The 24,556-nt window shown below is 71.3% G+C and carries 25 protein-coding genes and 1 pseudogene; 7 read left to right on the top strand and 19 right to left on the bottom strand.

Translation table 11 applies throughout. The features are described 5' to 3' along the window. Positions 1 to 19 precede the first annotated feature (19 nt). The gene (locus tag SKC42_RS03190) at positions 20 to 1,057 is read right to left on the bottom strand and encodes an NAD-dependent epimerase/dehydratase family protein (RefSeq protein WP_330962853.1); all 1,038 of its coding nucleotides are present in this window, start codon (positions 1,055 to 1,057) and stop codon (positions 20 to 22) included. Next, complete coding sequence (locus SKC42_RS03195; RefSeq protein ID WP_330962854.1) at positions 1,054 to 1,839, bottom strand: S-methyl-5'-thioadenosine phosphorylase; 786 nt, start codon at positions 1,837 to 1,839, stop codon at positions 1,054 to 1,056. The genes SKC42_RS03190 and SKC42_RS03195 overlap by 4 nt, the downstream gene beginning before the upstream one ends. Positions 1,840 to 1,923: 84 nt before the next feature. On the opposite strand from SKC42_RS03195, the gene SKC42_RS03200 reads away from it, so the two are divergent. Then, positions 1,924 to 2,796 carry a 1,4-dihydroxy-2-naphthoate polyprenyltransferase gene (locus tag SKC42_RS03200; protein WP_330962855.1) on the top strand — a complete coding sequence of 291 codons (873 nt, stop codon included), beginning with the start codon at positions 1,924 to 1,926 and terminating at the stop codon, positions 2,794 to 2,796. A 127-nt stretch (positions 2,797 to 2,923) separates the two neighbouring features. Here SKC42_RS03200 and SKC42_RS03205 read toward each other — a convergent pair whose 3' ends face one another. After that, positions 2,924 to 3,298, bottom strand: coding sequence for a DUF4229 domain-containing protein (locus SKC42_RS03205; RefSeq protein ID WP_330962856.1), 375 nt, complete (start codon positions 3,296 to 3,298; stop codon positions 2,924 to 2,926). 48 nt (positions 3,299 to 3,346) lie between these two features. Between SKC42_RS03205 and SKC42_RS03210 the strand changes: the two genes are divergently transcribed. After that, positions 3,347 to 3,505 (top strand): hypothetical protein, encoded by a 159-nt coding sequence (locus tag SKC42_RS03210; RefSeq protein WP_330962857.1) that lies wholly within the window; start codon positions 3,347 to 3,349, stop codon positions 3,503 to 3,505. Positions 3,506 to 3,520: 15 nt separating this feature from the next. On the opposite strand, the gene SKC42_RS03215 is transcribed toward SKC42_RS03210, so the two are convergent. The 8 genes from SKC42_RS03215 to SKC42_RS03250 form a co-directional block, all read right to left on the bottom strand. After that, complete coding sequence (locus tag SKC42_RS03215) at positions 3,521 to 4,792, bottom strand: MinD/ParA family ATP-binding protein (protein ID WP_330962858.1); 1,272 nt, start codon at positions 4,790 to 4,792, stop codon at positions 3,521 to 3,523. A gap of 43 nt (positions 4,793 to 4,835) precedes the next feature. Then, positions 4,836 to 5,822 (bottom strand): c-type cytochrome biogenesis protein CcsB, encoded by a 987-nt coding sequence (gene ccsB, locus SKC42_RS03220; RefSeq protein WP_330962859.1) that lies wholly within the window; start codon positions 5,820 to 5,822, stop codon positions 4,836 to 4,838. Continuing rightward, positions 5,819 to 7,402: a cytochrome c biogenesis protein ResB gene (locus SKC42_RS03225; RefSeq protein WP_330962980.1), complete on the bottom strand. Its 1,584-nt coding sequence runs from the start codon at positions 7,400 to 7,402 to the stop codon at positions 5,819 to 5,821. The genes ccsB and SKC42_RS03225 overlap by 4 nt, the downstream gene beginning before the upstream one ends. Positions 7,403 to 7,524: 122 nt before the next feature. Beyond that, positions 7,525 to 8,304: a cytochrome c biogenesis CcdA family protein gene (locus SKC42_RS03230; RefSeq protein ID WP_330962860.1), complete on the bottom strand. Its 780-nt coding sequence runs from the start codon at positions 8,302 to 8,304 to the stop codon at positions 7,525 to 7,527. Further along, positions 8,301 to 8,900, bottom strand: coding sequence for a TlpA disulfide reductase family protein (locus SKC42_RS03235; RefSeq protein WP_180150386.1), 600 nt, complete (start codon positions 8,898 to 8,900; stop codon positions 8,301 to 8,303). Before SKC42_RS03235 ends, SKC42_RS03230 begins: the two co-directional genes overlap by 4 nt. 2 nt (positions 8,901 to 8,902) lie before the next feature. Next, positions 8,903 to 9,511 carry a histidine phosphatase family protein gene (locus SKC42_RS03240; protein WP_330962861.1) on the bottom strand — a complete coding sequence of 203 codons (609 nt, stop codon included), beginning with the start codon at positions 9,509 to 9,511 and terminating at the stop codon, positions 8,903 to 8,905. Then, the gene (hemL, locus tag SKC42_RS03245) at positions 9,511 to 10,839 is read right to left on the bottom strand and encodes a glutamate-1-semialdehyde 2,1-aminomutase (protein WP_330962862.1); all 1,329 of its coding nucleotides are present in this window, start codon (positions 10,837 to 10,839) and stop codon (positions 9,511 to 9,513) included. The genes SKC42_RS03240 and hemL overlap by 1 nt, the downstream gene beginning before the upstream one ends. A 59-nt stretch (positions 10,840 to 10,898) precedes the next feature. Then, the gene (locus SKC42_RS03250) at positions 10,899 to 11,243 is read right to left on the bottom strand and encodes a hypothetical protein (RefSeq protein ID WP_330962863.1); all 345 of its coding nucleotides are present in this window, start codon (positions 11,241 to 11,243) and stop codon (positions 10,899 to 10,901) included. 72 nt (positions 11,244 to 11,315) lie between these two features. Here SKC42_RS03250 and SKC42_RS03255 point away from each other — a divergent pair, with 72 nt between their 5' ends. Together SKC42_RS03255 and SKC42_RS03260 are read left to right on the top strand one after the other, a co-directional pair. Then, positions 11,316 to 11,708 carry a nitroreductase family deazaflavin-dependent oxidoreductase gene (locus SKC42_RS03255; RefSeq protein ID WP_330962864.1) on the top strand — a complete coding sequence of 131 codons (393 nt, stop codon included), beginning with the start codon at positions 11,316 to 11,318 and terminating at the stop codon, positions 11,706 to 11,708. 104 nt (positions 11,709 to 11,812) lie between these two features. After that, positions 11,813 to 12,553: a hypothetical protein gene (locus SKC42_RS03260; protein ID WP_330962865.1), complete on the top strand. Its 741-nt coding sequence runs from the start codon at positions 11,813 to 11,815 to the stop codon at positions 12,551 to 12,553. Here the strand turns inward: SKC42_RS03260 and SKC42_RS03265 are convergent. From SKC42_RS03265 to SKC42_RS03275, 3 genes are all read right to left on the bottom strand, one after another. Further along, the gene (locus tag SKC42_RS03265) at positions 12,526 to 13,947 is read right to left on the bottom strand and encodes an amino acid permease (protein WP_442931965.1); all 1,422 of its coding nucleotides are present in this window, start codon (positions 13,945 to 13,947) and stop codon (positions 12,526 to 12,528) included. The two genes, SKC42_RS03260 and SKC42_RS03265, sit on opposite strands and share 28 nt — an antisense overlap. 78 nt (positions 13,948 to 14,025) lie before the next feature. Next, on the bottom strand, positions 14,026 to 15,360 hold the full coding sequence (locus SKC42_RS03270) for an MFS transporter (protein ID WP_330962866.1): 1,335 nt from the start codon (positions 15,358 to 15,360) through the stop codon (positions 14,026 to 14,028). 6 nt (positions 15,361 to 15,366) lie between these two features. Further along, a complete protein-coding gene (locus SKC42_RS03275) occupies positions 15,367 to 16,512 on the bottom strand; it encodes an LLM class flavin-dependent oxidoreductase (protein WP_330962867.1) in 1,146 nt (381 codons plus the stop codon). A gap of 203 nt (positions 16,513 to 16,715) precedes the next feature. On the opposite strand from SKC42_RS03275, the gene SKC42_RS03280 reads away from it, so the two are divergent. Both SKC42_RS03280 and SKC42_RS03285 read left to right on the top strand, forming a co-directional pair. Beyond that, the gene (locus tag SKC42_RS03280) at positions 16,716 to 17,564 is read left to right on the top strand and encodes an alpha/beta hydrolase (protein ID WP_330962868.1); all 849 of its coding nucleotides are present in this window, start codon (positions 16,716 to 16,718) and stop codon (positions 17,562 to 17,564) included. A gap of 8 nt (positions 17,565 to 17,572) precedes the next feature. Continuing rightward, a pseudogene (locus tag SKC42_RS03285) lies at positions 17,573 to 19,734 on the top strand (acyltransferase family protein). A gap of 222 nt (positions 19,735 to 19,956) precedes the next feature. Here the strand turns inward: SKC42_RS03285 and SKC42_RS03290 are convergent. Beyond that, positions 19,957 to 20,652 (bottom strand): Rv0518 family GDSL lipase, encoded by a 696-nt coding sequence (locus SKC42_RS03290; RefSeq protein ID WP_330962869.1) that lies wholly within the window; start codon positions 20,650 to 20,652, stop codon positions 19,957 to 19,959. 92 nt (positions 20,653 to 20,744) lie between these two features. Further along, positions 20,745 to 21,983: an acyltransferase family protein gene (locus SKC42_RS03295; RefSeq protein WP_330962870.1), complete on the bottom strand. Its 1,239-nt coding sequence runs from the start codon at positions 21,981 to 21,983 to the stop codon at positions 20,745 to 20,747. A gap of 289 nt (positions 21,984 to 22,272) precedes the next feature. On the opposite strand from SKC42_RS03295, the gene SKC42_RS03300 reads away from it, so the two are divergent. Continuing rightward, entirely contained in the window at positions 22,273 to 22,677 is a 405-nt protein-coding gene (locus SKC42_RS03300) for an STAS domain-containing protein (protein WP_442931953.1), read from the top strand. On the opposite strand, the gene SKC42_RS03305 is transcribed toward SKC42_RS03300, so the two are convergent. From SKC42_RS03305 to hemB, 3 genes are read right to left on the bottom strand one after another with little or no spacing between them, the layout of a single operon-like run. Next, positions 22,661 to 22,921: a hypothetical protein gene (locus SKC42_RS03305; protein ID WP_330962871.1), complete on the bottom strand. Its 261-nt coding sequence runs from the start codon at positions 22,919 to 22,921 to the stop codon at positions 22,661 to 22,663. The two genes, SKC42_RS03300 and SKC42_RS03305, sit on opposite strands and share 17 nt — an antisense overlap. Further along, on the bottom strand, positions 22,918 to 23,454 hold the full coding sequence (locus SKC42_RS03310; RefSeq protein WP_442931966.1) for a DUF3093 domain-containing protein: 537 nt from the start codon (positions 23,452 to 23,454) through the stop codon (positions 22,918 to 22,920). The genes SKC42_RS03305 and SKC42_RS03310 overlap by 4 nt, the downstream gene beginning before the upstream one ends. Before the next feature lie 55 nt (positions 23,455 to 23,509). Continuing rightward, positions 23,510 to 24,499, bottom strand: coding sequence for a porphobilinogen synthase (gene hemB / locus SKC42_RS03315; RefSeq protein WP_330962873.1), 990 nt, complete (start codon positions 24,497 to 24,499; stop codon positions 23,510 to 23,512). Positions 24,500 to 24,556: the final 57 nt, after the last annotated feature.

The following is a 24,556-nucleotide window of genomic DNA, read 5'->3' on the forward strand; positions in this document are numbered from 1 at the left end:
AGCCGCCAGCACCAAAGCGTCAGCGCAGCGGCGCAGATGCGAAATCGCGCAGGCCCTCGAGCGGATCGATCGCCGCGCGGAAGCCCAGCGCCTCGGCCGCGCGGGCGGGGTCGGCGACGATGTGGCGCACGTCGCCGCTGCGGTACTGGCCGGTGATCACGGGCGACAGCGACCCCCCGCGCGCGGCGCACAGCGCGGTGGCGACCTGCAGGATCGAGATGGGCCGGCCCGAACACACGTTGACCGCGGTGAACCCGGCGTTCTCGGCGGTGGCCGCGAGGTTGGCGGCGGCCACGTCGTCCACGTGCACGAAGTCGCGCATCTGGCCGCCGTCCTCGAACACCCGCGGCGGCTCACCCCGTTCCAGCGCCGACCGGAAGATCGCCGCCACCCCGGAATAGGGGGTGTCGCGCGGCATCCCCGGCCCGTAGACGTTGTGGTAGCGCAGCGCGACCACCGACCCGCCCTTGGAACCCATAGCCTCCGACCAGGCCAGCGCGTAGTGCTCCTGCGCGGTCTTGCTGGCGGCGTACAGGCTGCGCGGCCGAAGGGGGGCGTCCTCGTCGACGAGGCTCCACCGCAGCTCCTCGCCCCCGATCGGGCAGCGGTGCTCGAAGATCCCGGCGTCGAGGTCTGCCCGTCGCCGCGGCAGCGGGTCGACGTCCCCGTGCCGCTCGCAGTGGTAGCCGCCCTGCCCGTAGACCACCATGGACGAGGCCAGTACCAGGCGGCGCACCCCGGCGGCGTACATCCGCGCCAACAGGACCGTGGTGGCGAAGTCGTTGTGACCGCCGTAGGCCGGCGCGTCGGCGGCGTTCACCCCGGCGCCCACCATCGCCGCCTGGTGGCACACCAGGTCCACGCCCTCCAGGAGCGGGGCCAGCGCCTCGCCGTCGCGGACGTCGACCCGGTGGCACCCGGGCGGCAGGACCGCGTCCGGACCGTGCGCGGCCGGCAGCAGCGCGTCCACGCCCACCACGTCGTGACCCGCCGCCCGCAGCGCCGCGTCCACCCGCGACCCGATGAAGCCGGCGGCCCCGGTCAGCAGCACCCTCACGGCAGCTCGACGGGCAGCGTGACGCCGGTGTGCGCCAGGCAGTGGGTGCAGGAGCGTTCGGCGGCGACGCGGCCGATCACCTGGCGGACCAATTCCTTGAACGGACCGATGTTCTTCTCGAACTCCGCGAACACGTCGACGGCCTTGACGCCTTCGCCGGCCGACACGCCGGCATCCAGGTCGGTCACCAGACAGATTGCCGCGTAACACATCTCCAACTCGCGGGCGAGCACCGCCTCCGGGTAGCCCGTCATGTTGACCAGGCTGAACCCGGCGGACGCGAACCATCGGCTCTCCGCTCGGGTGGAAAACCGGGGGCCCTGGATCACCACCATGGTGCCGCCGTCGGCCACGCCGGGCAGGCCGGCGGCCGCCGACCGCAGGGTGGGGCAGTACGGGTCGGCGAAGTCGACGTGGACCGCGCCGGAGTCGAAGTAGGTGTCGGCGCGGCCGTTGGTGCGGTCGACCAGCTGGTCGGGCACCACCACGGCGCCCGGGCCGGTGTCGGGGTTGAGGCTGCCGACCGCGCACGGGCCGAAGACCCGTCGCACCCCGAGCTTGCGCAGCGCCCACATGTTGGCCCGGTACGGCACGGTGTGCGCCGAGAACTGGTGGGCGGCGCCATGCCGGGGCAGGAACGCGACCTCGTGGTCCCCGACGGTGCCCACCGTCACCGGGGCGCTGGGTTCGCCGTACGGCGTGTCCACGGTGACGCTCCGGGCCTTGGCCGCACCCGATTCGAAGAACGCGTAGAAGCCGCTCCCGCCGATCACTCCGAGCATCCGCCCATTGTCGTGCATGACGATCGGGCGCCCGCCGGTGCGGGGCCCGCGGGGCCGGCGCCCGGGCCCTGGCAGGATCGTTGCGTGGCGAGTTTCGGGCAATGGGTGTCGGGGGCGCGGCCGCGGACGCTGCCCAACGCGGTGGCGCCGGTCGTCGCGGGCACCGGCGCGGCGGCGTGGCTGCACGCCGCCGTGTGGTGGAAGGCGCTGCTGGCGCTGGCCGTGGCGCTCGCGCTGGTCGTCGGGGTCAACTACGCCAACGACTACTCCGACGGCATCCGCGGCACGGACGACGACCGGGCCGGGCCGGTGCGGCTGGTCGGGTCGCGGCTGGCCGCCCCGCGGTCGGTGCTCACCGCGGCGGTCGCGAGCCTGACGATCGCCGCCGCCGCGGGTCTCGCGCTGGCCCTGTCGAGCGCGCCGTGGCTGATCGCCGTGGGGGCCGCGTGCATCGCCGGCGCCTGGCTGTACACCGGCGGGTCGAGGCCCTACGGCTACGCCGGTTTCGGCGAGGTCGCGGTGTTCGTGTTCTTCGGACTGGTCGCCGTGCTCGGCACCGAGTACACCCAGGCGCTGCGGATGGACTGGGTCGGGCTGGCCCTGGCCGTGGGGATCGGGGCGCTGTCGTCGGCGGTGCTGGTCGCCAACAACCTGCGCGACATCCCCACCGACGCGCGGTCGCACAAGATCACCCTCGCCGTGCGCCTCGGCGACGCCCGCACCCGCGTCCTCTACCAGGCCCTGCTGCTGACCGCGGCCGCCGTGACGCTGGTGCTGATGGCGGCGACGCCGTGGTGCGCGGCCGGTCTGCTGGCCACACCGCTCGCGGCGCGGGCCGCGCGGCCGGTGCGGTCGGGTCGCGCCGGCCCCGAGCTGATCCCGGTGCTGCGCGACACCGGGCTGGCGATGATGGTGTGGGCGACCGCGGTGTCGGCGGCGTTGGCGCTGGCCGGTTGACCGCGCCCGGGGCGGCAGCCCGGCCGCCTCGGGGTTCCTATCGCCGAGATCGCGGTGAGGGTCGTGCTTGACCGGTTGATCGCGACCACCTCGGCAATCTCGGTGGCACCCGGCCTAGGCACCCGGACTAGGCGCCGGGACGCTCGCCGCCCTCGTCGGGCTCGTCGTCCGGGGCCTGCCCGTGCAGCCGCGCCCGCAGCTCTTCGCGCTCCCGTCGGCGTCGTTCGCCGGCGACGGCCAGCGACGCGGTGGCGCGCCGGCGCAGCGGGCTGAATACCACGATACCCAGCGGCATCGCGATGATCAGCGCGAACAACACGGCGATCGCGAGGGGGAACTGCGTGATCCCCAGCAGGCGCGCGGTCCCGTAGATCAGGCCGGCGAGCGCCGCCGCCAACAGCAGGCGCGCGCCCGCGTAGAGCGCGACGTCGACGGCGACGCGGCTTCCGGCTCGGTTGTCGGTGTGATTCTCGGCGCTCTTTTCGGCGGGCCTTTCTGACACGGGTCGAGCCTACGGAGCGCAGGTATATTCGCTCCAAGGAGGTGTTGCGTGCTCTACCTGCTGCTCGTCGTGATCCTGGGGACGCTGGTCTACGCCGGATGGCGCGCCGCGCGATCGCAGGCCCTGCGCCCGAAGACCCGAGTCATCGGGCCCGACGACGACCCCGACTTCCTGCGGCGGTTAGGCCGCGGCGACGGCCCCCGCTAGCACGGCCGTTGCGCGTTACCCCAGCCCCGCATTGCGTTGATCGCCGGGGAACCCGTCGGCGACGCTGGCGGCCAGCTCGGTGACCGCCTCCCGGGTAGGTCGCCTCAACCTGTCCAGTTCGATCTCCGCGCCCTCCTCCAGGTGCGGGTCGAACGGCACCAGCTGCACCGCGCGGCAGCGCCGGGAGAAGTGCTCGACCACCTTGTTCATGTCGACCCGGCCCGGCCGGGGCCGCACCGCGTTGATCACCGCGATCGAATTGCGGACCAGCTCCCCGTGCCCGTGCGCGTCGAGCCAGTCCAGCGTCGCCGACGCGCTGTGCGCGCCGTCGATGGAACCGGAGCTGACCACGATCAGCAGGTCGGCCCTGTCCAGGACCGACGACATCACCGAGTGCAGCAGCCCCGGCCCGCAGTCGGTCAGCACGAGGCCGTAGAACCTCTCGAGGACGTCCAGGGTGCGGCTGTAGTCCTCGGCGCTGAAGGCGTTCGATACGGCGGGGTCGCTCTCCGACGCCAGCACCTCCAGCCCGCTGGGGCCCTTGGACGTATAGCGGCGCACGTCGCTGTAGCGCTCGATGGACTTGGCGTCGTGCAGCAACTGGCGAACCGTCGCCACCGTCTCCAGCGGGATCTTGCCGCTCAGCGTGCCGCGGTCGGGGCTCGCGTCCAGGGCGACCACCCGGTCGCCGCGGAGCGAGGCGAAGGTGGAGCCCAGCGTCGCCGTGATGGTGGTCTTGCCGACGCCGCCCTTGAGCGACAGCACCGCGATCCGGTAGCTGCCCCACAGCGGCCGGTTCACCCGGGCCACGAGGTTGTTGTAGCGGGCGGCCCGCGGGCTCTCCCCCAGGTTGATCAGCTGCCCGGACATCACGTAGAGCAGGCGGCGCCAGCCCTCCGAGGGCGGCGGCTTGACCGGGCGCAGCAGCATCCCGGTGGACAGTTCGGGGTAGGGCGAGTGCGGTACGGACTCCGGACGGTACGGCGGCGGCGCAGGCGCCGGCGGCTCGGCCGGCCCGTTGTAGTAGGCGCCGAAGGCGGTCGGGTCGACGCGCGCCATCCCGGTGACCGGGGTGGGGTCCCAGGGCGGCATGCCCGGAGCGGGCCGCGGCGCCGTGGGGGGCGCCGCCTCGCGCTTCTCGGGACCGGGCGCGCGGCGCTCGGTGCGGAAGCCGGTGAACGCGCGGGTCGGCGGGTCCCCGCCGGCTTCGTCGGGTTGCGCGGCTACCTGCGGCGGCAGCTGCGTGGTCGGTTCCTCGGGCGCCCCCACGCCGGGATGGTCAGACACGTGCACTCCCCCTTGTTTTCTTATTACTTGGGTCGGTCGCCAGTCAGCCCACGCCCGCATAGGAATGCAGGCCCACGGTCACCAGGTTAACGAAGAACAGGTTGAACACCATCGCCACGAAACCCGCGACGTTGATCCACGCCGCCTTGCGGTCCCGCCACCCCGCCGTCGACCTGGCGTGCAGGTAGGCGGCGTAGATGACCCACGCGACGAACGAGACCGTCTCCTTGGGGTCCCAGCCCCAGTACCGGCCCCAGGCCTCCTCGGCCCAGATGGCGCCGAAGATCACCCCGAAGCCGAACACGGGAAACGCGAAGATCGTGGTGCGGTAGGCCAGCCGGTCCAGGGTCTGGGCGTCGGGGAACCGCTGGATCACGCCGGCCAGGGTGCCCTGGCGGTCGGGATCGCCCAGCGGCGACGTGCGCAACAGGAACAGGATGCTGGCGATGCCGGCGACCATGAAGACGCCGGACCCGAGGCTGACCACCGACACGTGGATGGGCAGCCAGTAGGACTGCAGCGCGGGCATGACCGGCGCGGCGTTGGTGTACAGCCAGCGGCCCGAGACCGTGAGCAGGATCAGGACCGGCACCAGCAGGAAGACCCACAGCGGGCGGTACTGCGGGCGGCGCAGCACGATCGCCCCGGCGATCAGCCCGCACAGGCAGGTCAGGTTGATGAACTCGTACATGTTGCCCCACGGCACCCGCAGCGTGGCGAGCCCGCGCAACACGACGCACGCCACCAGCAGCCCGATGCCGAGGTAGACCACGGCCAGGCCGGCCCGCCCGACGCGCTCGTCGAACGGCCGCTGCGGCACTTGCTGGACGATGCCCGGGGTCGCGCTGTCGGCGGCGACCGACCCGGCGGACCCGGCAAGGACGCGTTCGCGGTCGGCCACCCGGCGGCCGCCGACGTAGGCGAGCTCGACGGCCAGCAGCAGCAACGCCACCACGAGGGCCACCACCGCCGAGGTGAAGGCCCAGTCCGAGTAGCGGGCGAGGCCGATGTTGACGTGCAGGGTGTTCATGTGACGTCCACCTGAGAACTCCTTTTGGACGATGGCGTGGGCTCGACTCCGTCGGCGCCGCCGAGCCCCGCGAACAACCGCTCGGTCAGCCGCTCGAACTCGTCGCCCCAGCCGGAGTTGTCGGTGCGGGCCAGGCCGCCCAATTCGACGTTCACCGTACCGGCCGGGTCACCCTCGGCCACCGTGAGCCTGGCCCACACCCGGCGCCGCCGGATCAGCAGCGACACCAGCAGCCCGGCCATCATGGAGATGGCGAACACCAGCACCCAGGTCTGGCCCGGATCGTGGGAGACCTGCAGGTTGACGAACGGGACCGCGCCGTCGAAGCGGACGACGGTGCCGGCCGCCGGCCCCGCCTCGATACGGACCGCCTGCCCGGCGCGCAGGTTGACCCGCTTCTCCCTGGTCAGCCGGCCCTGTTCGATCAGCCGCGGGTCCAGCGTGAACAGGGACTGCGGTCGCCCGGTGTCCAGGCCCGTGTCGCCGCGGTAAATGTCGACGGCGACCGCCGGGGCGTTCAGCGCCGGGAACCTCGAGGACAGCAGGGCGCCGTCAAGCTGCTCGGTGGGTGCCAGCAGGCCCTGGATCGCGATCTCATGCTGGCGCCGGTCGACGGCGTTGGGATAGCTGCCGGCGGGCGGGTCGATGCGCGCCGCCCCGGAGGAGAGCAGGGTCTGCGGGTTGTCGGGCCGCCACTGGACGGTGGACGTGCGGGTCTGCCCGTCCGGGAAGGTCACGGTGAAGGTGGGCGCGTAGCCGTGGCCCTGCAGGTACACCCGGTCACCGCCGACGCGCAGCGGGTGGTTGACCTCCAGCAGGTAGTGCCGCCAGGTGTTGGCCCCCAGGTCGGCGCCGGACTGGTAGTCGATGTTGGCGGCGAACGAGGTGGCCTGGCCCGACGGCAGGTAGTGGGCCTGGAAGTCGTTGACTCGGATGCAGATCGGGTGCAGCGAGGTGCCGTCGACGGTGTTGCCGGCGCGGAACGAGTCGAACGCGGCGGGTGAGGCGGAGCAGAAGCCCGGGCCGCCGTCGGCGATCACGATGACGTTGCCCTCGTAGCCGAAGAGCTTGCCGACGGCCACCGCGACCAGCAGGCCCAGCAGCGAGAAGTGGAACACGATGTTGCCGAACTCGCGCAGGTAGCCCTTCTCGGCGGAAACCTCCGCCGAGGTGCCCTGGTGGCGCACGGCGGTGCGCCAGCCGCGCAGCCGCGCGCTGACCGCATTCGCCAGCGCGTTCACCTGCTCGGGGCCGGCCTCGATCCGTGTGCTCGCGTATTTGGGCAGCCGGGACAGGTTGCGCGGCGCCGGGACCGGCGTGGCGCGCAGGCTGCGGGCGTGCTCGACCATCCGCGGCGTCAGGCAGCCGACCAGGGACACGAACAGCAGCACGTAGATGGCCGTGAACCAGAAGCTGGAGAACACGTCGAAGGCCTGCAGCCGGTCCAGCCAGGGCCCGATCACCGGGTGGGCGGCCAGGTAGTCATTGACCTTCTGTGCGTTGAGGTTGCGCTGCGGCAACAGGGCGCCCGGGATCGCGCCCAGCGCCAGCAGGAACAGCAGCACCAGCGCGGTGCCCATCGAGGTCAGCCCGCGCCAGGTGTTGCGGGCCCGCGCGCCCAGCGGCGCGAGCAGACGCAAAAGTCGCCCGACACGCCGCTGATTGGGTGCTTTTGCGTCTGCTCGCGCATCCACTGGGCCGCTCAAATCGGCAGCCTCACGTCGGACACGAACGCGTCGCGCAGCCAGGCCACCAGGTCGTTCCACACGCCGGTCACCAGCAGGGCCCCGACCGTGATCAGCAGCGCGCCGCCGAAGACCTGGATGGCCCGGGTGTGCCGCCGCAGCCAGCCGAGGCCGGCCACCGCGCCGGCCGAGCCGAAGGCCAGCAGCACGAACGGGATGCCCAGGCCCAGGCAGTACGCGATCACCAGGACGATCCCGCGGGCCACGCTCGCCCCGTCGGTGGCCGAGGCGACGGTGACGACGCCGGCCAGCGTCGGCCCCAGGCAGGGCGTCCAGCCCAGCGCGAACACCGCGCCGAGCACCGGCGCGCCGGCGATGGTCGTCAGCTGCCGCGGGCTGAACCGCGCCTGCCGCTGCAGCGCGGGGACGAGGCCCACGAACACCAGGCCCATGACGATGGTCAGCACGCCGCCGACGCGTTGCAGCAGCAGCTGGTTGGAGATCAGCGCGGTCGTCATGCCGAGCACGGCGACGGTGCCCAGCACGAACACCGCGGTGAATCCGGCGACGAACAGCAGCGCCGATCCCGCCACGCGCCAGCGCGCCGCCGGCGGTGCCTTGAGGGCGCCCGGCTGCGGCTGCTCCTCCACCCCGACCACCGCGGCCAGGTAGGACAGGTAGCCGGGCACCAGCGGCACCACGCACGGCGAGGCGAACGACACCAGGCCCGCCAGGACGCACACCCCCAGCGCCAGGGCCAACGGCCCGGCGGCGGCGATCTGGGTGAACCCGGTCATGCCGGCGATGCCCCCGCCTCCTGGGCCACGCGCTGCACCACGGGCTGCAGGTCGTCGGCCAGCAGGGGCCGCAGGAACACGGCGGCGACCCGGTGCTGACGGTCGAGCACCAGCGTCGACGGGATGACGGTGGTGGGGTACTTGCCGCCGAACGCGATGAGGGTGCGCATCGCCGGGTCGTACAGGGACGGGAACGTCACGTGCCGGTCGTCGACGAAGTCCAGGGCGGCCTGCCGGTTGTTGTCGCGGACGTCGATGCCGAGAAACGACACCCCGGCGGCCCGGGTGGCGTCGTACACCCGCTGAAGCTGGGTGATCTCGGCACGGCACGGCCCACACCACTGCCCCCAGATGTTGACGACGACGACCTGGCCGGTGAAGTCGTCCAGCGACCGGGTGTGTGCCGGGTCCGCCAGGTCGGGCCCCGACAGCGGGCCGGGGCGCCCGCGGGACGACGGCGGGTCGTAGAAGATGTCGGTCTTCCCGCCGGGCGAGACGAACTCGAAGGAGCCGCCCTGGGCGACGGCGTCGTGACCGGAGGAACAGCCGACGAGCAGGGCCGCCAGCGCGGCCCCGGCCATCGCCAGTCGCCGCATGATTAGGGCGCCGCCGGCTGGCGGTACTCGACGTCGACGAGCCGATCGCCGTCGTAGACCAGGGTGGTCACCGACGCCAGCCCACATTCGCGCCGCCGCGGGTCGTGCCAGAGCCGCCGGCCCGTCACGTGCAGCCGCAGCGTCCACACCGGCAGCTGGTGGCTGACGCACACCACCTCACTGCCGGCGCCGCGGGCGCGCGCCTTGTCGACCGCCGCCGACATCCGCGCGGCGATCTCGGCGTAGGGCTCGCCCCACGACGGGGTGAAGGGGTCGCGCAGCCGCCACCAGAACCGGGGGTCCCGCCACGCGCCGTCGCCCGGGCTCACGCGGCGGCCCTCGAAGAAGTTGGCCGATTCGATGAGGTCGGGATCGGTGTCCACCGGCAGGCCGTGCTGCGCGGCGATCGGCGCGGCGGTCTCCTGCGCCCGCTGCAGGGGCGACGCGATCACGGCGACGATGTCCCGGTCGGCCAGCGCGTCGGCGACCGCCGACGCCTGCGCCCGGCCCGTGTCCGACAGGTGGAATCCGGGCAGCCGGCCGTACAGGATGCCGCTCGGGTTGTGCACCTCGCCGTGGCGGACGACGTGGACGCGGGTCTGTTCGGCCATCAGGGCTGGTCCTCCTGGGCGGCCGCGCGGGCCGCGGCGGGCAGGGCGTCGGCGATGCGGTCGAACGCCTCGCCGTCCAGCGCCGCCGAGACGAACCACGCCTCGAAGGCGCTGCACGGCGGGTACACGCCGGCGTCTAGCAGCGCGTGGAAGAAGGCCGGGTAGCGCCAGGTCTGGGTGGCCCGCGCGGACGCGAAGTCGGTCACCGGCGTCTCGCTGAAGAACACGCCGAGCATGTTGCCGGCCCGCTGAACCTGATGCGGCACACCGGCTTGGATCAGCGCGTCGGCGAACAGCGCGGCCAGCCGGTCGGCGTTGGCGTCCAGCGTGGCGTACACGGCGTCGTCCGCGGCCTGCAGCGTCGCGAGCCCCGCGGCCACCGCCACCGGGTTCCCCGACAGCGTGCCGGCCTGGTACACCGGCCCCAGCGGCGCGAGCCGCTCCATCACCTCGGCCCGGCCGCCGAACGCGGCGGCCGGCAGGCCGCCGCTCATCACCTTGCCGAAGGTGAAGAGGTCGGCGTCGACGGGATCGATTCCGTACCAACCGCTTCGGCTGACCCGAAATCCCGTCATCACCTCGTCGACGATCAGGAGGGCACCGTGCTCGGCGGTGATCGCGCGCAGCGCCGCGTTGTAGCCCGGCGCGGGCGGCACGACGCCCATGTTCCCGGGGCTGGCCTCCGTGATGACGGCGGCGATCTGGTCGCCGAATCGGGTGAAGCTCTCCCGGACGGCGTCGATGTCGTTGTAGGGCAACACGATCGTGTCGGCCGCGGCCGCGCCGGTGACCCCGGGCGACGACGGCAGGCCCAGCGTCGCGACGCCGGACCCGGCGTCGGCGAGCAGCGCGTCGGCGTGGCCGTGGTAGCAGCCGGCGAACTTGACGATCTTGGGGCGGCCGGTGAAGCCGCGGGCGAGCCGGATCGCGCTCATCGTGGCCTCGGTGCCGGAATTGACCAGCCGGACCCGCTCGACCGGCGCGACGCGACCGATGATCTCGGCCGCCAGCCGGCTCTCCCCCGGCGTCGGCGCCCCGAACGACAGGCCGTGCGACGCGGCCCGCACGACCGCGTCGATCACGGCCGGGTGGGCGTGCCCGAGGATCATGGGGCCCCAGGAGCAGACCAGGTCGACGTAGCGGTTGCCGTCGGCGTCGGTGAGCCGGCAGCCGCTCGCCTCGGTGATGAAGCGGGGGGTGCCGCCGACCGCCGTGAACGCGCGGACCGGGGAATTCACCCCGCCGGGAATCACCGCGCAGGCGTCGGAGAACAGCCGGGCCGACGCGGCCGTGGCGGCGTGCGCGGTCGCCTGATCACTGCTAGCCATAACCACCAGTGTCCCAGCATCCGCGGCCGGTTCAACTACAGGGTGTAGCAGAACGGGAGTTACGGGCCCTCTTCCCGTTGGGCCTCCTGGGCGGCCAGGTAGTCGCGGCGGGCGGCGTCGCGTTCCCGTTCCGCCGCGCGCTGGTGCGCGGCGACGTCGCCGAGGCCCTCCTCGACCGCGAGCTCCTGGATCTCGGCGGCCCGCTCGTGCGCGCCGGCGGCCTCGAAGTGCCGATGCGAATCCCGGCGATGGGCCTCCTGATCGCGCTCGTGGGCCCGCTCGGCGTGCTCGGCGGCGCGCTTGAGGTCGCTGGGGGTGATGGCCTTGCCCGCGGCCAGTTCCGCGCCCCTGCGCTGCAGCTCCGCGGCCCGCTCGGCGGCCTCGCCGCCCGGTGAGTCGGCCATGACAAGACAGTAGACGCCCGCGCGGCGAAATGACGGTTGATGCCGGGCGGCACCGGGGCGTTGGATGGGGGTATGCAGATGCCGCAGGGGCTCGCCCGGTTCAACCGCCACGTCACCAACCCGGTCCAGCGGCTCTGGGCCGGCTGGCTTCCCCCGTTCGCCATCGTGGAGCACGTCGGGCGGCGGTCCGGGAAGGCCTACCGCACGCCGGTCAGCGTGTTCACCGCCACCGTCGACGGCCAGCCCGGTGTGGCCATCATGTTGACCTACGGCCCCGACCGCGACTGGTTGAAGAACCTGTCCGCCGCGGGCGGCGGGCGGATGCGCCGCAACGGCAAGACCTTCGGCGTCGCGGACCCGCGAGTGGTCAGCAAGGCCGAGGCGGCCGAGCACGTCGGCCGGGGGCACGCGGTTTTCGCGAGGCTGCCTTTCGAGCAGGCGGTGTTGCTCACCCGCACCCCCTGACCGCCGTGATCCGCATGCCCGGTAACGGAAGTTCGCTCGAACGCGAACTGCTCAGCAGCAAAGCGGCATCAATCTCGTAACTTTTCGGCGAAGGGAACATCGCCATGGTCGGGGACTTCTTGATCATGCGTCGCTCCGCTGCCGGCGTCGCCGTCGTCCTGGCCGGAACCGGCGTGCTCGCTCCGGCCTCCGCGTCGCCCGTCGACGCCGCGGCAACCGGCACGGTCAAAGCGAGAACCCAGCGGATGTCCGACGCCACCCTGAGCTCGGGGCAGGACGGCTGGTACAACCCCGGCGACCGCCTGACCCTGGTCTGTTCGAAGCGCGGCGACGTCGTGAAGGGCTCCGACAACCTCTGGTACGAGACGTCCGACGGCCACTTCGTGGCCGACGTCGACATCGACACGGGGGCGACGGGTGTCGCCGCACCACCCTGCCCGACAGATCCGGGCTTCGGCGCCACGACCCGGCTCGACAATTTCGTCGCAACTGTCACGGGCCAGCAGGTCGGTGACGGTCAGTGCGTCGCCCTGGTCCGCAAGTACCTGGGCGACGTGTACGGCATCACCGACGGCGGATGGGGCGACGCGTACGCGTACGGGAAGGGGGGCACCGGCGGCAACCGCCTGGAATCCCGGGGATTCGACTGGCATCCCGATCAGGGTTTCGCCAACGGCGACATCCTGGTGTGGCGCCAGGACCCCCGCTTCGCCGGACTCTCCTACGGCCACGTCGCGATCTGGTACAACGGCCGGATCTTCGATCAGAACTACAACGGCCGACTGACCGCCGGTTCGGATCCCTTCTCCGACTACGGCTACGACGGGTTCTGGCGAAAGGCGTGAGCGCGATCTCGGCGCCGGGCCCGCGTGGCGAGGTACAGCCCGAGCACCACCGCCCATGACAACAGGCTCAGCCACAGCTGACTGCGCGCCGAGCGGTCGAACGCCATCTGGACCAGCACGGCGGTGATCCCGCAGAGGGTGAGTACGGACAACCCCGGGAACAACCACATCTTCACCAAGAGCCGGTCGTCGGGCGTCCGGCGCCGCAGGATGATCTGCGACAGCCCGATCAGCCAATACACGAACAGGATGATCGCCCCGGACGAGTTGAGCAGGAACAGAAACACCGTGTCCGGCGACAGCCACGCCATGATCACGCAACCGAAACCGACCGCCGACGAGGCCAGGATGGCGTACGACGGAACGCCGCGCCGGCTGAGCGTGACCAGCGCTGTCGGGGCCTCGCCCCGGTCGGCGAGCACGAACAACATGCGCGACGCCGTGTACAGGCCGGAGTTCAGGCAGGAGAGCACCGCGGTGAGCACCACCGCGTTCATCACCTGGTCGGCGCCGGGCAGCCCCAGCTGCTTGAGCGCGGCGACATACGGCGAGGCGCCGAGCTCGACGGAGTTCCACGGCATGATGACGACCAGCAGAAAGATCGAGCCAACGAAGAAGATCCCGACGCGCGCGACCACCGACGTCGTCGCGCGCGCGACCGCGAGCTCGGGATCGCGGCTCTCGGCCGCGGCGACGGTGACGATCTCGGCGCCCACCATGGAGAAGATCACCACCACGATGGCCGCGAACACCGCCCCGACGCCCTTCGGGAGGAAGCCGCCGTGCGACGTCAGGTTGGAGAAGTCCGCGTGCCGGCCCGGCAGCAGGCCCAGGGCGAACACCGCACCCACCGCGAGGAAGGCGACGATCGTCGCGACTTTGATTCCGGCGAACCAGAATTCGAATTCGCCGAACGACGTGACGGAGAACAGGTTGGTCGCGGTCATGAGCACCATCAGGCACAGCGAGAGCAGCCACAGCGGCGCGTGGAACCAATAGCTGAGGACCTTGCCGCCGGCGACCGCCTCGAAGCCGACCACGATCACCCAGAAGTACCAGTACAGCCAGGCCGCCGAGAAGCCCGCCCAGCCGCCCAACGCGCGCCCGGCGTAGTCGGCGAACGAACCCGTCGACGGGTTGGCGGCGGCCATCTCGCCGAGCATCCGCATCACCAGGACGACGAGCACGCCACACAGCGCGTAGGTCAAGAACGCCGCCGGGCCGGTGTCCCTGATTACGACGCCGGACCCGACGAACAGCCCGGCGCCAATCACGCCGCCGATCGCGATCATGTTGAGCTGGCGCTGCGACAATCCCTGTCGCAGTTGCGTTTCGCCACGCTTCCCCGCGCCGGAGCCGGTCGGGCCGGGCCGGGAATTCATCTGCCGTCGCATGCTTTGCATGCGCGGACGCTAGCAGCTTGGGGCGGTGTGGTCGCCGCGCGAGCACCCGGCCGCCCGGCGCGCGCCGCCCTACAGGTGCAGATCCGCGTCGCGGATGCGCGCGGTGGCGACCACGCTGATCGCGGCAGTGGCAACCAGATACGCGCACGCCAGCCACGGCGCCCCGCCAACCGCCGCGATCAGGGCGGTCAGGATCAACGGGGTGACCCCGGAGGCGTAGATGCCCGAGAACTGGTAGACGAACGACAGCCCCGTGTAGCGGGTGGCGGTGGGATACAGCGCCGAATACAGCGTGCCCTGCGCGCCGTAGAACAACGCGTGCACGATCCCGAACACGACGACCATCGCCAGCGCGAACAGCACCAGGTTGCGGGTGCCGAACAACGCGAACGCGGGAAAGGCCACCACCCCGTAGCATGCCACCCCCGCGAGGTACACCCGGCGTGGGCCGAAGCGGTCGGCGAGCAGGCCCGACACCGGCAGCAGCACCGCCATGAGCGACGCCGCGATGGTCACCACGACCAGCACGGACACCTTGTTGAAGCCCAACGCGCCCGTGGCATAGCTGATGGCGAACACGCCCCAGGTGTTGAACGCCGACCCCTCGGCCCAACGCGACAGCAAGCCGAGCAGCGTGTTGCGCCGCGAACGGGGTTCGCGGATGATCTCGCGGATGGGCACGGTGGACGTGGCCTCGAGCTCGGCCAATTCGCGAAAGGCCGGGGTTTCCTCGACCCGCAGCCGCACCACGACGCCGATCACGACCAGCACCAGGCTCAGCAGGAACCCGATGCGCCAGCCGTAGGCGAGGAACCGGGCCTGCCCCAGCGCGATCTGCAGAAATGCGAATACTCCTGTGCCCAAAGCCAATCCGAGCGCCAGGCCGATCTGCGGGATCGCCCCGTAGCGGCCGCGCCGGCCCGTGGGGCTGTGTTCGACGGCGAGCAGCACGGCGCCGGCCCACTCGCCGCCCAGCGCGAATCCCTGCAGGATGCGCAGCGTCAGCAACAGCACCGGCGCCCAAACACCGATCTGCGCGGCCGTCGGCAGCACGCCGATCAGGGCCGTGGCGACACCCATGATCAGCATGGTCAGGGCTAGGCTCCGCTTGCGCCCGATCCGGTCCCCGATGTGGCCGAACACCAGCCCGCCGACCGGTCGCATGACGAACCCGACGGCGAAGGTCGCGAACGCGAGAAGCGTTCCGACAAAAGAGCTTTCATCGGGAAAGAAGACCTTGTTGAACACCAGGCCCGCCGCCGTGGCGTACAGGAAGAAGTCGTACCACTCGACGGTGGTGCCGAGCAGGCTGGCCGCGACGACGACGCGCAGCCGATGGCGGGTTCCGGGATCGCCGGCTTCCTCCGGCGTGGCGACGCCGACGCCGGGCAACGTGGTGGCCATCGTTGTCTAGTGCGCCGAGGCGACCGCGAACGGGGTCGCCGGCGCCGGGTGCGAGTGGCGGTTGGGGTGCTGCCACAGGCCCTCGCGCTCGAGCAGCGGCAGCACGCCCTCCCCGAACCAGTACGCCTCCTCCAGGTGCGGATAGCCCGACAGGATGAAGTGGCTGATCCCCAGGCGGGAGTACTCGATCAGCCTCTCGGCAACCTCGGCGTGCGACCCGACGAGAGCCGTGCCGGCGCCGCCGCGCACCAGGCCAACCCCGGCCCACAGGTTCGGGCCGACCAGCAGCCGGCCGCTGTCGCCGCCGTGCAGATCGAGCATGCGGCGCTGGCCCTCGGACTCGCTGCGGGCCAGGCTGGCCTGCACCCGCTCGACGTCGGCCGGATCGACGGCCGCCAGCAGCCGGTCGGCCTCGGCCCAGGCCTGGGCGGCGGTGTCCCGGCTGATGACGTGAATCCGCAGTCCGAACCGCAGGATTCGGCCGGCGTCCGCGGCCAGCTCCCTGATCCAGTCCAGCTTCTTGGCCACCGCCGGGCGCGGTTCACCCCAGGTGAGGTAGACGTCGGAGTACTTGGCCGCGACCGGGCCGGCGGCGGCCGACGACCCGCCGAAGAACACCGCGGGCACCGGGTCCGGCGGGTTGTTCAGCTGCGCGCCCTCCACGTGAACGTGGTCGCCGGCGAAGGTGACCGGCTCACCGGCGGTCCACAGCTGCCGCACGACGTGCAGGAACTCGGCGGTGCGGGCGTAGCGCGCCTCCTTGTCCAGGAAGTCACCGTAGGCCCGTTGCTCGTGGGGCTCCCCGCCGGTGACGACGTTGAGCAGCAGCCGCCCTTCCGAGTGGCGCTGGAAGGTGCCGGCCATCTGGGCGGCCAGCGTCGGGCTGAGCAGGCCGGGGCGGAACGCCACCAGAAACTTCAACGTCTCGGTGCGCTCGACCAGCATGGCGGTCGTCAACCAGGCGTCCTCGCACCACAACCCCGTCGGTGTCAGCACCGCCTCGAAGCCGTTGTCCTCGGCCGCCGCACAGATCTGGTGCAGGTACCGCAGCGTCGCCGGCCGGTCACCGGACATCGGGGTGCCGTGCCCGCCGGCGACCAGGTTCCGCGAATCGCCGTAGGTCGGCAGGAACCAATGAAATGCCAGACTCATTAACCACCCTCCCCAGTCGACACGAAAGCTCCATACTCGGTGAATCCGGGCGCGCACACGAGGGTTGAAACCGCGCAGATTCGATCCCACATTCCGTGCGACATCACCGGTCGGTGACCGGCGGGTCACGCCAGATCACACAATGCTTCCAATACGGCGTGGCTCGGGCGGTGGTGGCCGGTCAGGGCGGCATAGTTGCGATCATGCCTGACCTGACACGCCGGGCGGTGCTGCGCATGGGAGCCGGCGCCGGCCTGGGGGCCGCTGGCGTGTTCGCCCTGAGCGCCCTGCTCGATCCGATCAAGCCGCAGGCGGCGCCCGCGCCGTTCGAGCCGCCGACCGCGGGCGCCTCCCTGCCCACCAAGCTCACCGGCTCGTTCGTCTCGGCCGCCCGGGGCGGCATCAAGACCAACTACGTGATCGCCATGCCGCCGGGGCAGACCACGGCGCTGCGCCCGGTGATCGCGCTGCACGGCGTCGACGGTGACGCCAGCCAGATGCTGGACATGGGCGTCACCGAGGGCTTGGCCCAGCTGGCCAAACAGGGCAAGCCGCCGTTCGCGGTGGTGGGCGTCGACGGCGGAAACACTTACTGGCACAAGCGCGCTTCCGGCGTCGACTCGGGCGCGATGGTGCTCGACGAGCTGCTGCCGATGCTCACCACGATGGGCTTCGACACCTCGCGGGTGGGTTTCATGGGGTGGTCCATGGGCGGGTACGGGGCGTTGCACCTGGGCGCCCGGCTCGGGCCGGGGCGCACCGCCGGAATCTGCGCGATCAGCCCCGCGCTGTTCACCTCTTTCACCGGAAGCACCCCGGGCGCGTTCGACAGCTACGACGACTGGGTGCAGAACAGCGTCCTGGGCGTGCCGGCGCTGAATTCGATTCCGCTGCGGGTGGACTGCGGCACCTTCGACCGCTTCTACTTCGCCACAAGGCAATTCGTCAGCCAACTGAAAAGTCAACCGGCGGGCAGCTTTTCCCTGGGCGGCCACGACATCGCCTACTGGCGGATGCAACTGCCGGGCGAGCTGGCCTGGATGGCGACCTAGCGAGCCCGATGACGACACCGCCACAACCACTCGCCAGCAGACCACCTCAGGCGGAGCCGCGAGTCTCCCGCAAGGGGTTTCGGCCCGACATCGAAGGCCTGCGCGCCGTGGCGGTGCTCGCGGTCGTGTTCTACCACGCCGGCGTGCCGGGCATCACCGGCGGCTACATCGGTGTCGACGTGTTCTTCGTGATCTCCGGCTTCCTCATCACCGGGCTGCTGTGGCGCGAGGTCAGCACCACCAACACGGTTGCGCTGGGCCGCTTTTACGGTGCACGGGCGCGCCGGTTGCTGCCCGCGGCCGCCACCGTGGGCGTCGTCACCGCGGTCGCGGCGGCGGTGGCGCTGCCGCCGCTGCAGGCGCGCCGCGTCTTCGTCGACGGCATCGCCAGCGCCCTCTACGTCGGCAACTACCGGTTCGCCGCGCAGAGCGCGGATTACCTCGGATCCGATGCCCCCTCGCCGTTCCAGCACTACTGGTCGCTGGGCGTCGAAGAGCAGTTCTATCTGGCCTGGCCGGTGTTGCTGGTCGGCACGGCCTGGCTGCTCGGGCGGGTGCGGCCGGGCGGCGCCGCGTCCCGGATGGCGCCGTACGCGGCGGTCCTCGCGCTCGTCGGCGCGGCGTCGCTGGCGGCCGCCGTGCTCTGCACGCGCGTATCGCCGTCGTGGGCGTTCTTCTCGCTGCCGACCCGGGCCTGGGAGCTGGCCGCGGGCGGTCTGGTGGCGCTGTCGATCCCGCAATGGCGCCGGCTGCCGCTGCTGCCCGCGACCATCGCCGGCTGGGGCGGGCTGAGCCTGATCCTGCTGACGTCCACCCAACTCGGCCCGAAGACGCCCTACCCCGGCACCTCGGCGCTGCTGCCCGTACTGGGCACAGCGTTGGTGATCGGCGGCGGTTGCGCGACCAGGGGGCTGGGCGTCGGCCGGCTCCTCTGCCGGCCGGCGCCACGGGCGATCGGCCGGGTGTCCTACTCGTGGTACCTGTGGCACTGGCCGGTGCTGCTGCTCCTGCCGCCGCTGCTGGGCCTGCCGGCGGGCCTGGCGGGCCGGCTGGCGGCGATCGTCGTCTCGGCCGGCCTGGCGGTGATCACGTTGCACCTGGTGGAAAACCCGGGCCGGTTCGCCGCCGCGCTGCGCCGGTCGGCGAAGGCCACCCTGGCGATGGCCGCCGGCGCCACCGCCGTCGCGGGCTGCGCCTGCGCGCTGCTGCTCAACGTCGTCCCGGCGCCGGTGGGCCACGGGTCCGCCGCGGCCAGGGCCAACATCGTCGCGCTGCCGAGCCTCCCCGGCGTCGCGGCGCCCGAAGCGGCGGTCCGCCAGGCCTCCGCGCAGGTGCGCGACGCGGTGCTCGCGGCCGTCAAGCAGGGGGCGTCCCGTCGAACCTGGACCCGCCGCTCGCCGCGGCACCGGCCGACAAGCCGGCCGCCTTCGTCAACGGCTGTGTGCGGTCGTGGCGCGACGTAGGCCAAGGCGAATGCGCGTCCGGCGACACCGCATCCCCGACCACCGTGGCATTGGTCGGCGACTCGCATGCCGCGATGTGGCAGCCGGCCATCGAAGAGCTCGCCGGGCAGCGGCACTGGCGGCTGGAGACGATGGCCAAGGTGACCTGCCCGTTGCAGGATCTGCGGATCACCAGCCCCTACCTGGGTCGCGAATACACCGAGTGCGAGCAATGGCGCGGCCAGGTCATGGACCGTCTGCAGGCCGAACGCCCGCGGCTGGTCGTGGTGAGCATGAGCCGGCGCTACGGCGCCGACTTCGGTTTCACGTCCTATGACCCGGCGTGGCTCGACACCCTCGGCCGCACCGTCGCCGGGTTGCGGCGCACGGGTGCGACCGTGCTCGTACTGGGGCCCGTCGCCGACCCGGGTTCGTCCGTGCCGACGTGCCTGTCGGGTCATCTCGACGACGCGGGCGCCTGCGCGCCAACGCGCGTCGACGCGCTCGACCCCCGCGGGATCGCCGACGAACAACGCGCCACCGCCGACGCCGGCGGGCACTACGCGGATCTGAGCGACCTGTTCTGCGCCGCCGACCGCTGCCCGGTGATTGTGGGCAACACCCTGGTGTTCCGCGACGACAATCACGTCACGCCCGAGTACGCGCGGCTACTGGCGCCGGTCATCGCCGCACTCACCGAACGCGCCACGGCAGATGGGCCGAAATGAACCAAATTCTCGCAAGCGAACGTCATACTGGAGAAAGCTTTTTGGAGGTTGTGAGATGACTCCGCTGATGCTGGTCTGTATCGCGCTCGCCGCGCCCGTTGCGGGGATGGGCCTGATGCAGCTCCAGGCCCGCCTGGAGCGCTGGGACTACGAACGGCACGCGGAAGACTGAACGCCCCGCGGCGCTGGCGTCCGGCCTTGGCGGCCGGCGCCTTGGCGCACTCAGGCGAACAATTGCATCCGGATCAGCGGTGCGATCATGTCTGCCAGGTAGCGGTGCCCCGCGTCGTTGGGGTGCACGCCGTCCGGGCCGATCAGGTCGGGCCTGTCCACGAACCAGCGGTCGCCGATCGGGTCCACGAACGCCGCCCCCGCGGCGTGGGCGGCGGCGTTGAGTACGTCGCGGATCTGCAGCACGTCGCCGGGAACGTCGGCCGTCGGCCACGGCGGGCCGATCACCAGGATCTTGGCGGACGGCGCGAGCCGGCGGGCCAGATCGAAGGCGTCGTGCGCCCTTCCGGCCAGCGCAATGGGATCAAAGCCCTGGTCATTCCGGGAGCCGAAGAAGACCACCAGCGCGTCCTCGGGCTTGACCACGCGCGCGGTGAGGTCCTGGAAGATGCTGCCGTGGTCCCCCCGGACTCCGTAGCCGGCCCTGCCCTCGGCCGCGACGTCGGGCGCGATCCGCACGCCCTGCGAGCCGAGCGTCCGCCACGCCAGGGCGGTCCAGGACCTTGGGCCCAGGCCGCCCTCGTTGGTCCCGGTGGTGTACGAGTCGCCGACCACGGCGACGTGGCTCATCCGGGAATCCAGCGTGAGCGTCTCATAGGCCCGCAGCGGCGCGGAGTACGCAACGTCGTCACACGCCAGCCCGACGAGAAACGCGAGACTGATCGCGAACGTGATCAGACGGCTCACTGCATACCTCCCCCGAACGGCATCCTCGTGTGCCGCAATTGAACAACCGAAAATACTACGGAAGGAAACGACCAGAACCGCGCGTCGAACCGTTATCCGGCGCGCGCCGAAACCGGTTCCAGCGCACCGTCGATCGGATGCAGCTTGGCGGTACCCGCCTCGCCGGCGTCGATTCTCGGCTTCGCGGACCGCACGTCGACCATCCTGCGCATCCAACGGCGGCCAGGCTCTTCGACCAGGTAGTAGAGCAGGATTGCGGCGCCCACCGCAATTGCCAGCAGCGCCAAGACATTCCACTTCCAGGGATTGTCCTGCGGAGTCAGGTCGAATTCCTCGACGGCCCATCCCCAAGCGGTGTGCACCAGCTCGTGGACCATGTACAGGCAGAACGAGATCTTTCCCCCGTAGACCATCGGCCTCGTCGACAGCACCCCCGGCAACCCCCCGACGCCGATTGCCAGCGTGATGACCAGCGGGACGAACAGCACGTCGACCACGCCGCCGCTGTCGTTCTCCACCACCCCGCTGATCGGATGCGCGTCGAACCAGTAGAGGGTGCCGACCATGGCGGCCAGCACGAGCAGGGCGATGTACCCCGCGATGCGGCGAACGCGGTCGGTCAGCCGCAACCTGCGCACCGCGGCGCACGCCAGCGCGCCCGCGGTGAATTGCGTCACGATCCGCGGCAGCCAGCTCCACGGGGTGTAGAAGTGGCCGCTGGCGAGCAGCATCACGACCGGCGGCAGGGACGCCGCGAATGCGAGCAGCATGAGGCTGCGCGCCCGGGTTGCCTGCTTCATGCGCAGGATCACCAGCACGAGCACGCCGAAGAGCAGGTAGGCCAGCCATTCCGCGCTGATAGACCAGGCGGGGCCGTCCCAGCTGGAGTCGTCGAAGAACGGCTGGAACCACAGCTGCACCAGGAGGACCTGGCGCACATAGCTGATCGCGGTGAGCTGGCCGGCGTCCGGCGACGGCACGTGGCCCACGTGCAGCGTGAAGATCACCCAGAGCGCGGCCAGGTGCAGGGTTACCAGGTACACCGGCCATACCCTGGCCAGGCGCAGCCACAGGAAGTGCAGCGTGGCGCGCGTCGACCAGGCGCGGCCCATGCGGTCGAGGTAGTTCCACGTCAGGACGAAACCGCTGAGGATGAAGAACAGGTCGACGCCCTGCGCGCCGCAGTTGAGCACCGGGGCGAGCGCGTCGCGGAAGTCGGGCGAGGCGTCGGCGAGCATGGGGCGGAAATGGAACAGCACCACCCAGAGCGCGGCCACGATGCGCAGTCCCGTCAGGGCCTTGATCTCTCCCCTGATCTCTGCGGTGCGCACGATGCTCTTTCCGTGTGGACGCTGCTGTCTCGACAGTCCGGCTGAGCGGGCGATCTGGCGGCTCCGGCCCCCCGACCAGCAACCGGCAGCCTAACAGCGCGGAGGCAAGAACGCGGTGAGGGGTTTAAGCGGTGTTGCCGTGGGTAGGGGTTCCGACCTTTGCTTGGTTCCCGCCCGACGACGGCGAAACCGCCTCTTACCAAAGAGTTAGAGCGGGCTACCGGTCCCCTTAGGTTTGCCGCTTAGCGTGGGTCTCGTTGACCTGGAGCGGCCGTGCGGGAGGATGCTCATGACCATCGCGATCACCACCTTCGACTGCGGCGGCGCCCGCATCCGGGCACACTGCCGGCACCTGGCGACCGTGGTGAGCATCTGGGGCGAGATCGACCGAGACAACATCGATCGGGTGGGCGAGTACCTCCGGCGTTTCATCCTCGGCAACAGCCCGGTGGTGCTCGACATGAGTGGTGTCACCGAATTCACCCCGGCCGGCGTGGCGCTGCTGTCCATGTTCGACGACGGCTGCAACGCCGCCGGTGTCGAGTGGACGCTGGTCCCGAGCGAGGCCGTCAGCGCCATGGTTGGCGACATCTTCGGAGCCACCCACTCGGTGCACGAGGCGCTGCGCGGTCTGGCCGAGGCCATCGACAGCCGCCGTCAGCTGGTATTGCCGCTCATCAAGAAGTCGGCATAACGCCGTTTCGTGCTCGGCGCAACCTGGTCGCACCGAGCACGGCGAGCACCCCTGCCGCGATCAGCAGCAACATGGTCAGCAACAACGCCTGGGGGTCGTAGACCAACGCCGTGGTGGACGGCTGCCCCTCCACGATGGGCGCCACCGCCACGATGTGCCTGGCGTTGACCCAACTCACGCCGGCCCCGACGAGCGCCGCACAGGCCAGGCCGAGCTCGACCAGGGCCCGGTATCGTCCGATCACAGCGCCGACCCGGTGTCGTCGTCGTGATCGGAGGCGTGATCTCCGGCGTGATCGGAGTCCAAGACGTCCCCCGGCTCCACCCGTTCCTGCACCAACGGCGTCAGCGCCGCTCGGAGCTGACGATGGCGGCGCGCCCAGGCCTGCGCGGTGCGGCCCCCGGTGAGCCGCAGACCGATGCCGACCCGGCCGCGCGGCACCCCCACCAGTTCGCCGAGCGCCCGCGCCGACTGCCACTTCGCCAGTTCCTTGCCGGACGCCTCGTGGTTTTCCGGCTCCGGGTAGACCCTGACGATCTCGCGTACCAAGATCGTTTCGGTGCCCTCGCGCAGCGCGTCCTCGGTCAGCTCCACCGAAACGTGAATTCGGGCCGCCTTGACCTGCAGCGCAACGAACGCTGACACCAAGACCAGGAAGATGGCCGGGACCAACAGGCCCACGCCCGCGCCGCTCCACACCTCGATCAACACCATGGAGACGGCGGAGACGGGGCCCAACAGGACCCAATACCAGCTGGCGCCCGGCTCGTAGAACAACGGCTTCGGCGTGGTCTCCCGCGCTGATGTCTGTGATCTCACCCCAAGCCCTACCTCACGACAGCCAGTCCGCCGCGTGCGCGGCCCAGTAGGTCAGCACGATATCGGCTCCGGCACGCCGGATGCTGATCAACGACTCCAGCACGGCGGCGCGCTCGTCGATCCACTTGTTGGCGGCGGCGGCGCAGATCATCGCGTACTCCCCCGACACCTGGTAGGCGGCCACCGGGACCGGTGAGACCCCGGCCGCCGCCGCGACCACGTCGAGGTATCCCAGCGCGGGCTTGACCATCAGGATGTCGGCGCCCTCGCCGAGGTCGAGCTCGATCTCGCGGAGCGCTTCGCGCGCGTTGCCCGGCTCCTGCTGATAGGTGCGCCGGTCCCCGGACAGGCTCGAGCTCACCGCCTCCCGGAATGGCCCGTAGAACGCCGACGCGAACTTGGCGGCATAGGCCAGGATCGCCACATCGGTATAGCCCGCGGCGTCGAGGCCGTCGCGGATCGCGGCCACCTGACCGTCCATCATCCCGCTCGGCCCCACCACCTGGGCGCCCGATTCCGCTTGCGCCACAGCCAATTTGACGTACCGCAGCAGGGTGGCGTCGTTGTCGACACGGCCCCGGTCGTCGAGCACGCCGCAGTGGCCGTGGTCGGTGAATTCGTCGAGGCACGTGTCGGCCATCAGCACGGTGGCATCGCCGAGATCCGTCGCCAGGTCACGCAGGGCGACGTTGAGGATGCCGTCCGGGTCGGTGCCCGGCGATCCGGACGGGTCCTTGTCTTCGTCGCGGGGGACGCCGAACAGCATCAGCCCGCCCACCCCGGCGGCGACGGCGTCGGCGGCGGCCGCGCGCAGCGAGTCCCGGGTGTGCTGCACCACTCCCGGCATCGAAGCGATCGGCCGCGGCTCGTCGATGCCGTCGGCGACGAACATCGGCAGCACCAAATGTCTTGGCTCCAAGGACGTCTGGGCCACCAGCCGCCGAAGCGCGGGAGTGGAGCGGAGCCGGCGCGGGCGCTGCCGGGGGTAACCGCCCGCGCTCACCGTGCGGTTCCGAGGCCGCGAGCGTGCACAGTTGTACGCGCCTTACCACGTGGCGAC

This window comes from Mycobacterium sp. 050134 (assembly GCF_036409085.1).
In the GTDB taxonomy this organism is placed as follows: domain Bacteria; phylum Actinomycetota; class Actinomycetes; order Mycobacteriales; family Mycobacteriaceae; genus Mycobacterium.

What these genes read in the sequence shown, in the direction of transcription:
- SKC42_RS03195 (WP_330962854.1), bottom strand. Translation starts at nt 1,839, where the DNA reads ATGCTCGGAGTGATCGGCGGGAGCGGCTTCTACGCGTTCTTCGAATCG.
- ccsB (WP_330962859.1), bottom strand. Translation starts at nt 5,822, where the DNA reads ATGAACACCCTGCACGTCAACATCGGCCTCGCCCGCTACTCGGACTGG.
- SKC42_RS03225 (WP_330962980.1), bottom strand. Translation starts at nt 7,402, where the DNA reads ATGGGCACCGCGCTGGTGCTGCTGTTCCTGCTGGCGCTGGGCGCGATC.
- SKC42_RS03230 (WP_330962860.1), bottom strand. Translation starts at nt 8,304, where the DNA reads ATGACCGGGTTCACCCAGATCGCCGCCGCCGGGCCGTTGGCCCTGGCG.
- SKC42_RS03235 (WP_180150386.1), bottom strand. Translation starts at nt 8,900, where the DNA reads ATGCGGCGACTGGCGATGGCCGGGGCCGCGCTGGCGGCCCTGCTCGTC.
- SKC42_RS03240 (WP_330962861.1), bottom strand. Translation starts at nt 9,511, where the DNA reads ATGGCCGAACAGACCCGCGTCCACGTCGTCCGCCACGGCGAGGTGCAC.
- hemL (WP_330962862.1), bottom strand. Translation starts at nt 10,839, where the DNA reads ATGGCTAGCAGTGATCAGGCGACCGCGCACGCCGCCACGGCCGCGTCG.
- SKC42_RS03250 (WP_330962863.1), bottom strand. Translation starts at nt 11,243, where the DNA reads ATGGCCGACTCACCGGGCGGCGAGGCCGCCGAGCGGGCCGCGGAGCTG.
- SKC42_RS03255 (WP_330962864.1), top strand. Translation starts at nt 11,316, where the DNA reads ATGCAGATGCCGCAGGGGCTCGCCCGGTTCAACCGCCACGTCACCAAC.
- SKC42_RS03260 (WP_330962865.1), top strand. Translation starts at nt 11,813, where the DNA reads ATGGTCGGGGACTTCTTGATCATGCGTCGCTCCGCTGCCGGCGTCGCC.
- SKC42_RS03265 (WP_442931965.1), bottom strand. Translation starts at nt 13,947, where the DNA reads ATGCGACGGCAGATGAATTCCCGGCCCGGCCCGACCGGCTCCGGCGCG.
- SKC42_RS03270 (WP_330962866.1), bottom strand. Translation starts at nt 15,360, where the DNA reads ATGGCCACCACGTTGCCCGGCGTCGGCGTCGCCACGCCGGAGGAAGCC.
- SKC42_RS03275 (WP_330962867.1), bottom strand. Translation starts at nt 16,512, where the DNA reads ATGAGTCTGGCATTTCATTGGTTCCTGCCGACCTACGGCGATTCGCGG.
- SKC42_RS03280 (WP_330962868.1), top strand. Translation starts at nt 16,716, where the DNA reads ATGCCTGACCTGACACGCCGGGCGGTGCTGCGCATGGGAGCCGGCGCC.
- SKC42_RS03300 (WP_442931953.1), top strand. Translation starts at nt 22,273, where the DNA reads ATGACCATCGCGATCACCACCTTCGACTGCGGCGGCGCCCGCATCCGG.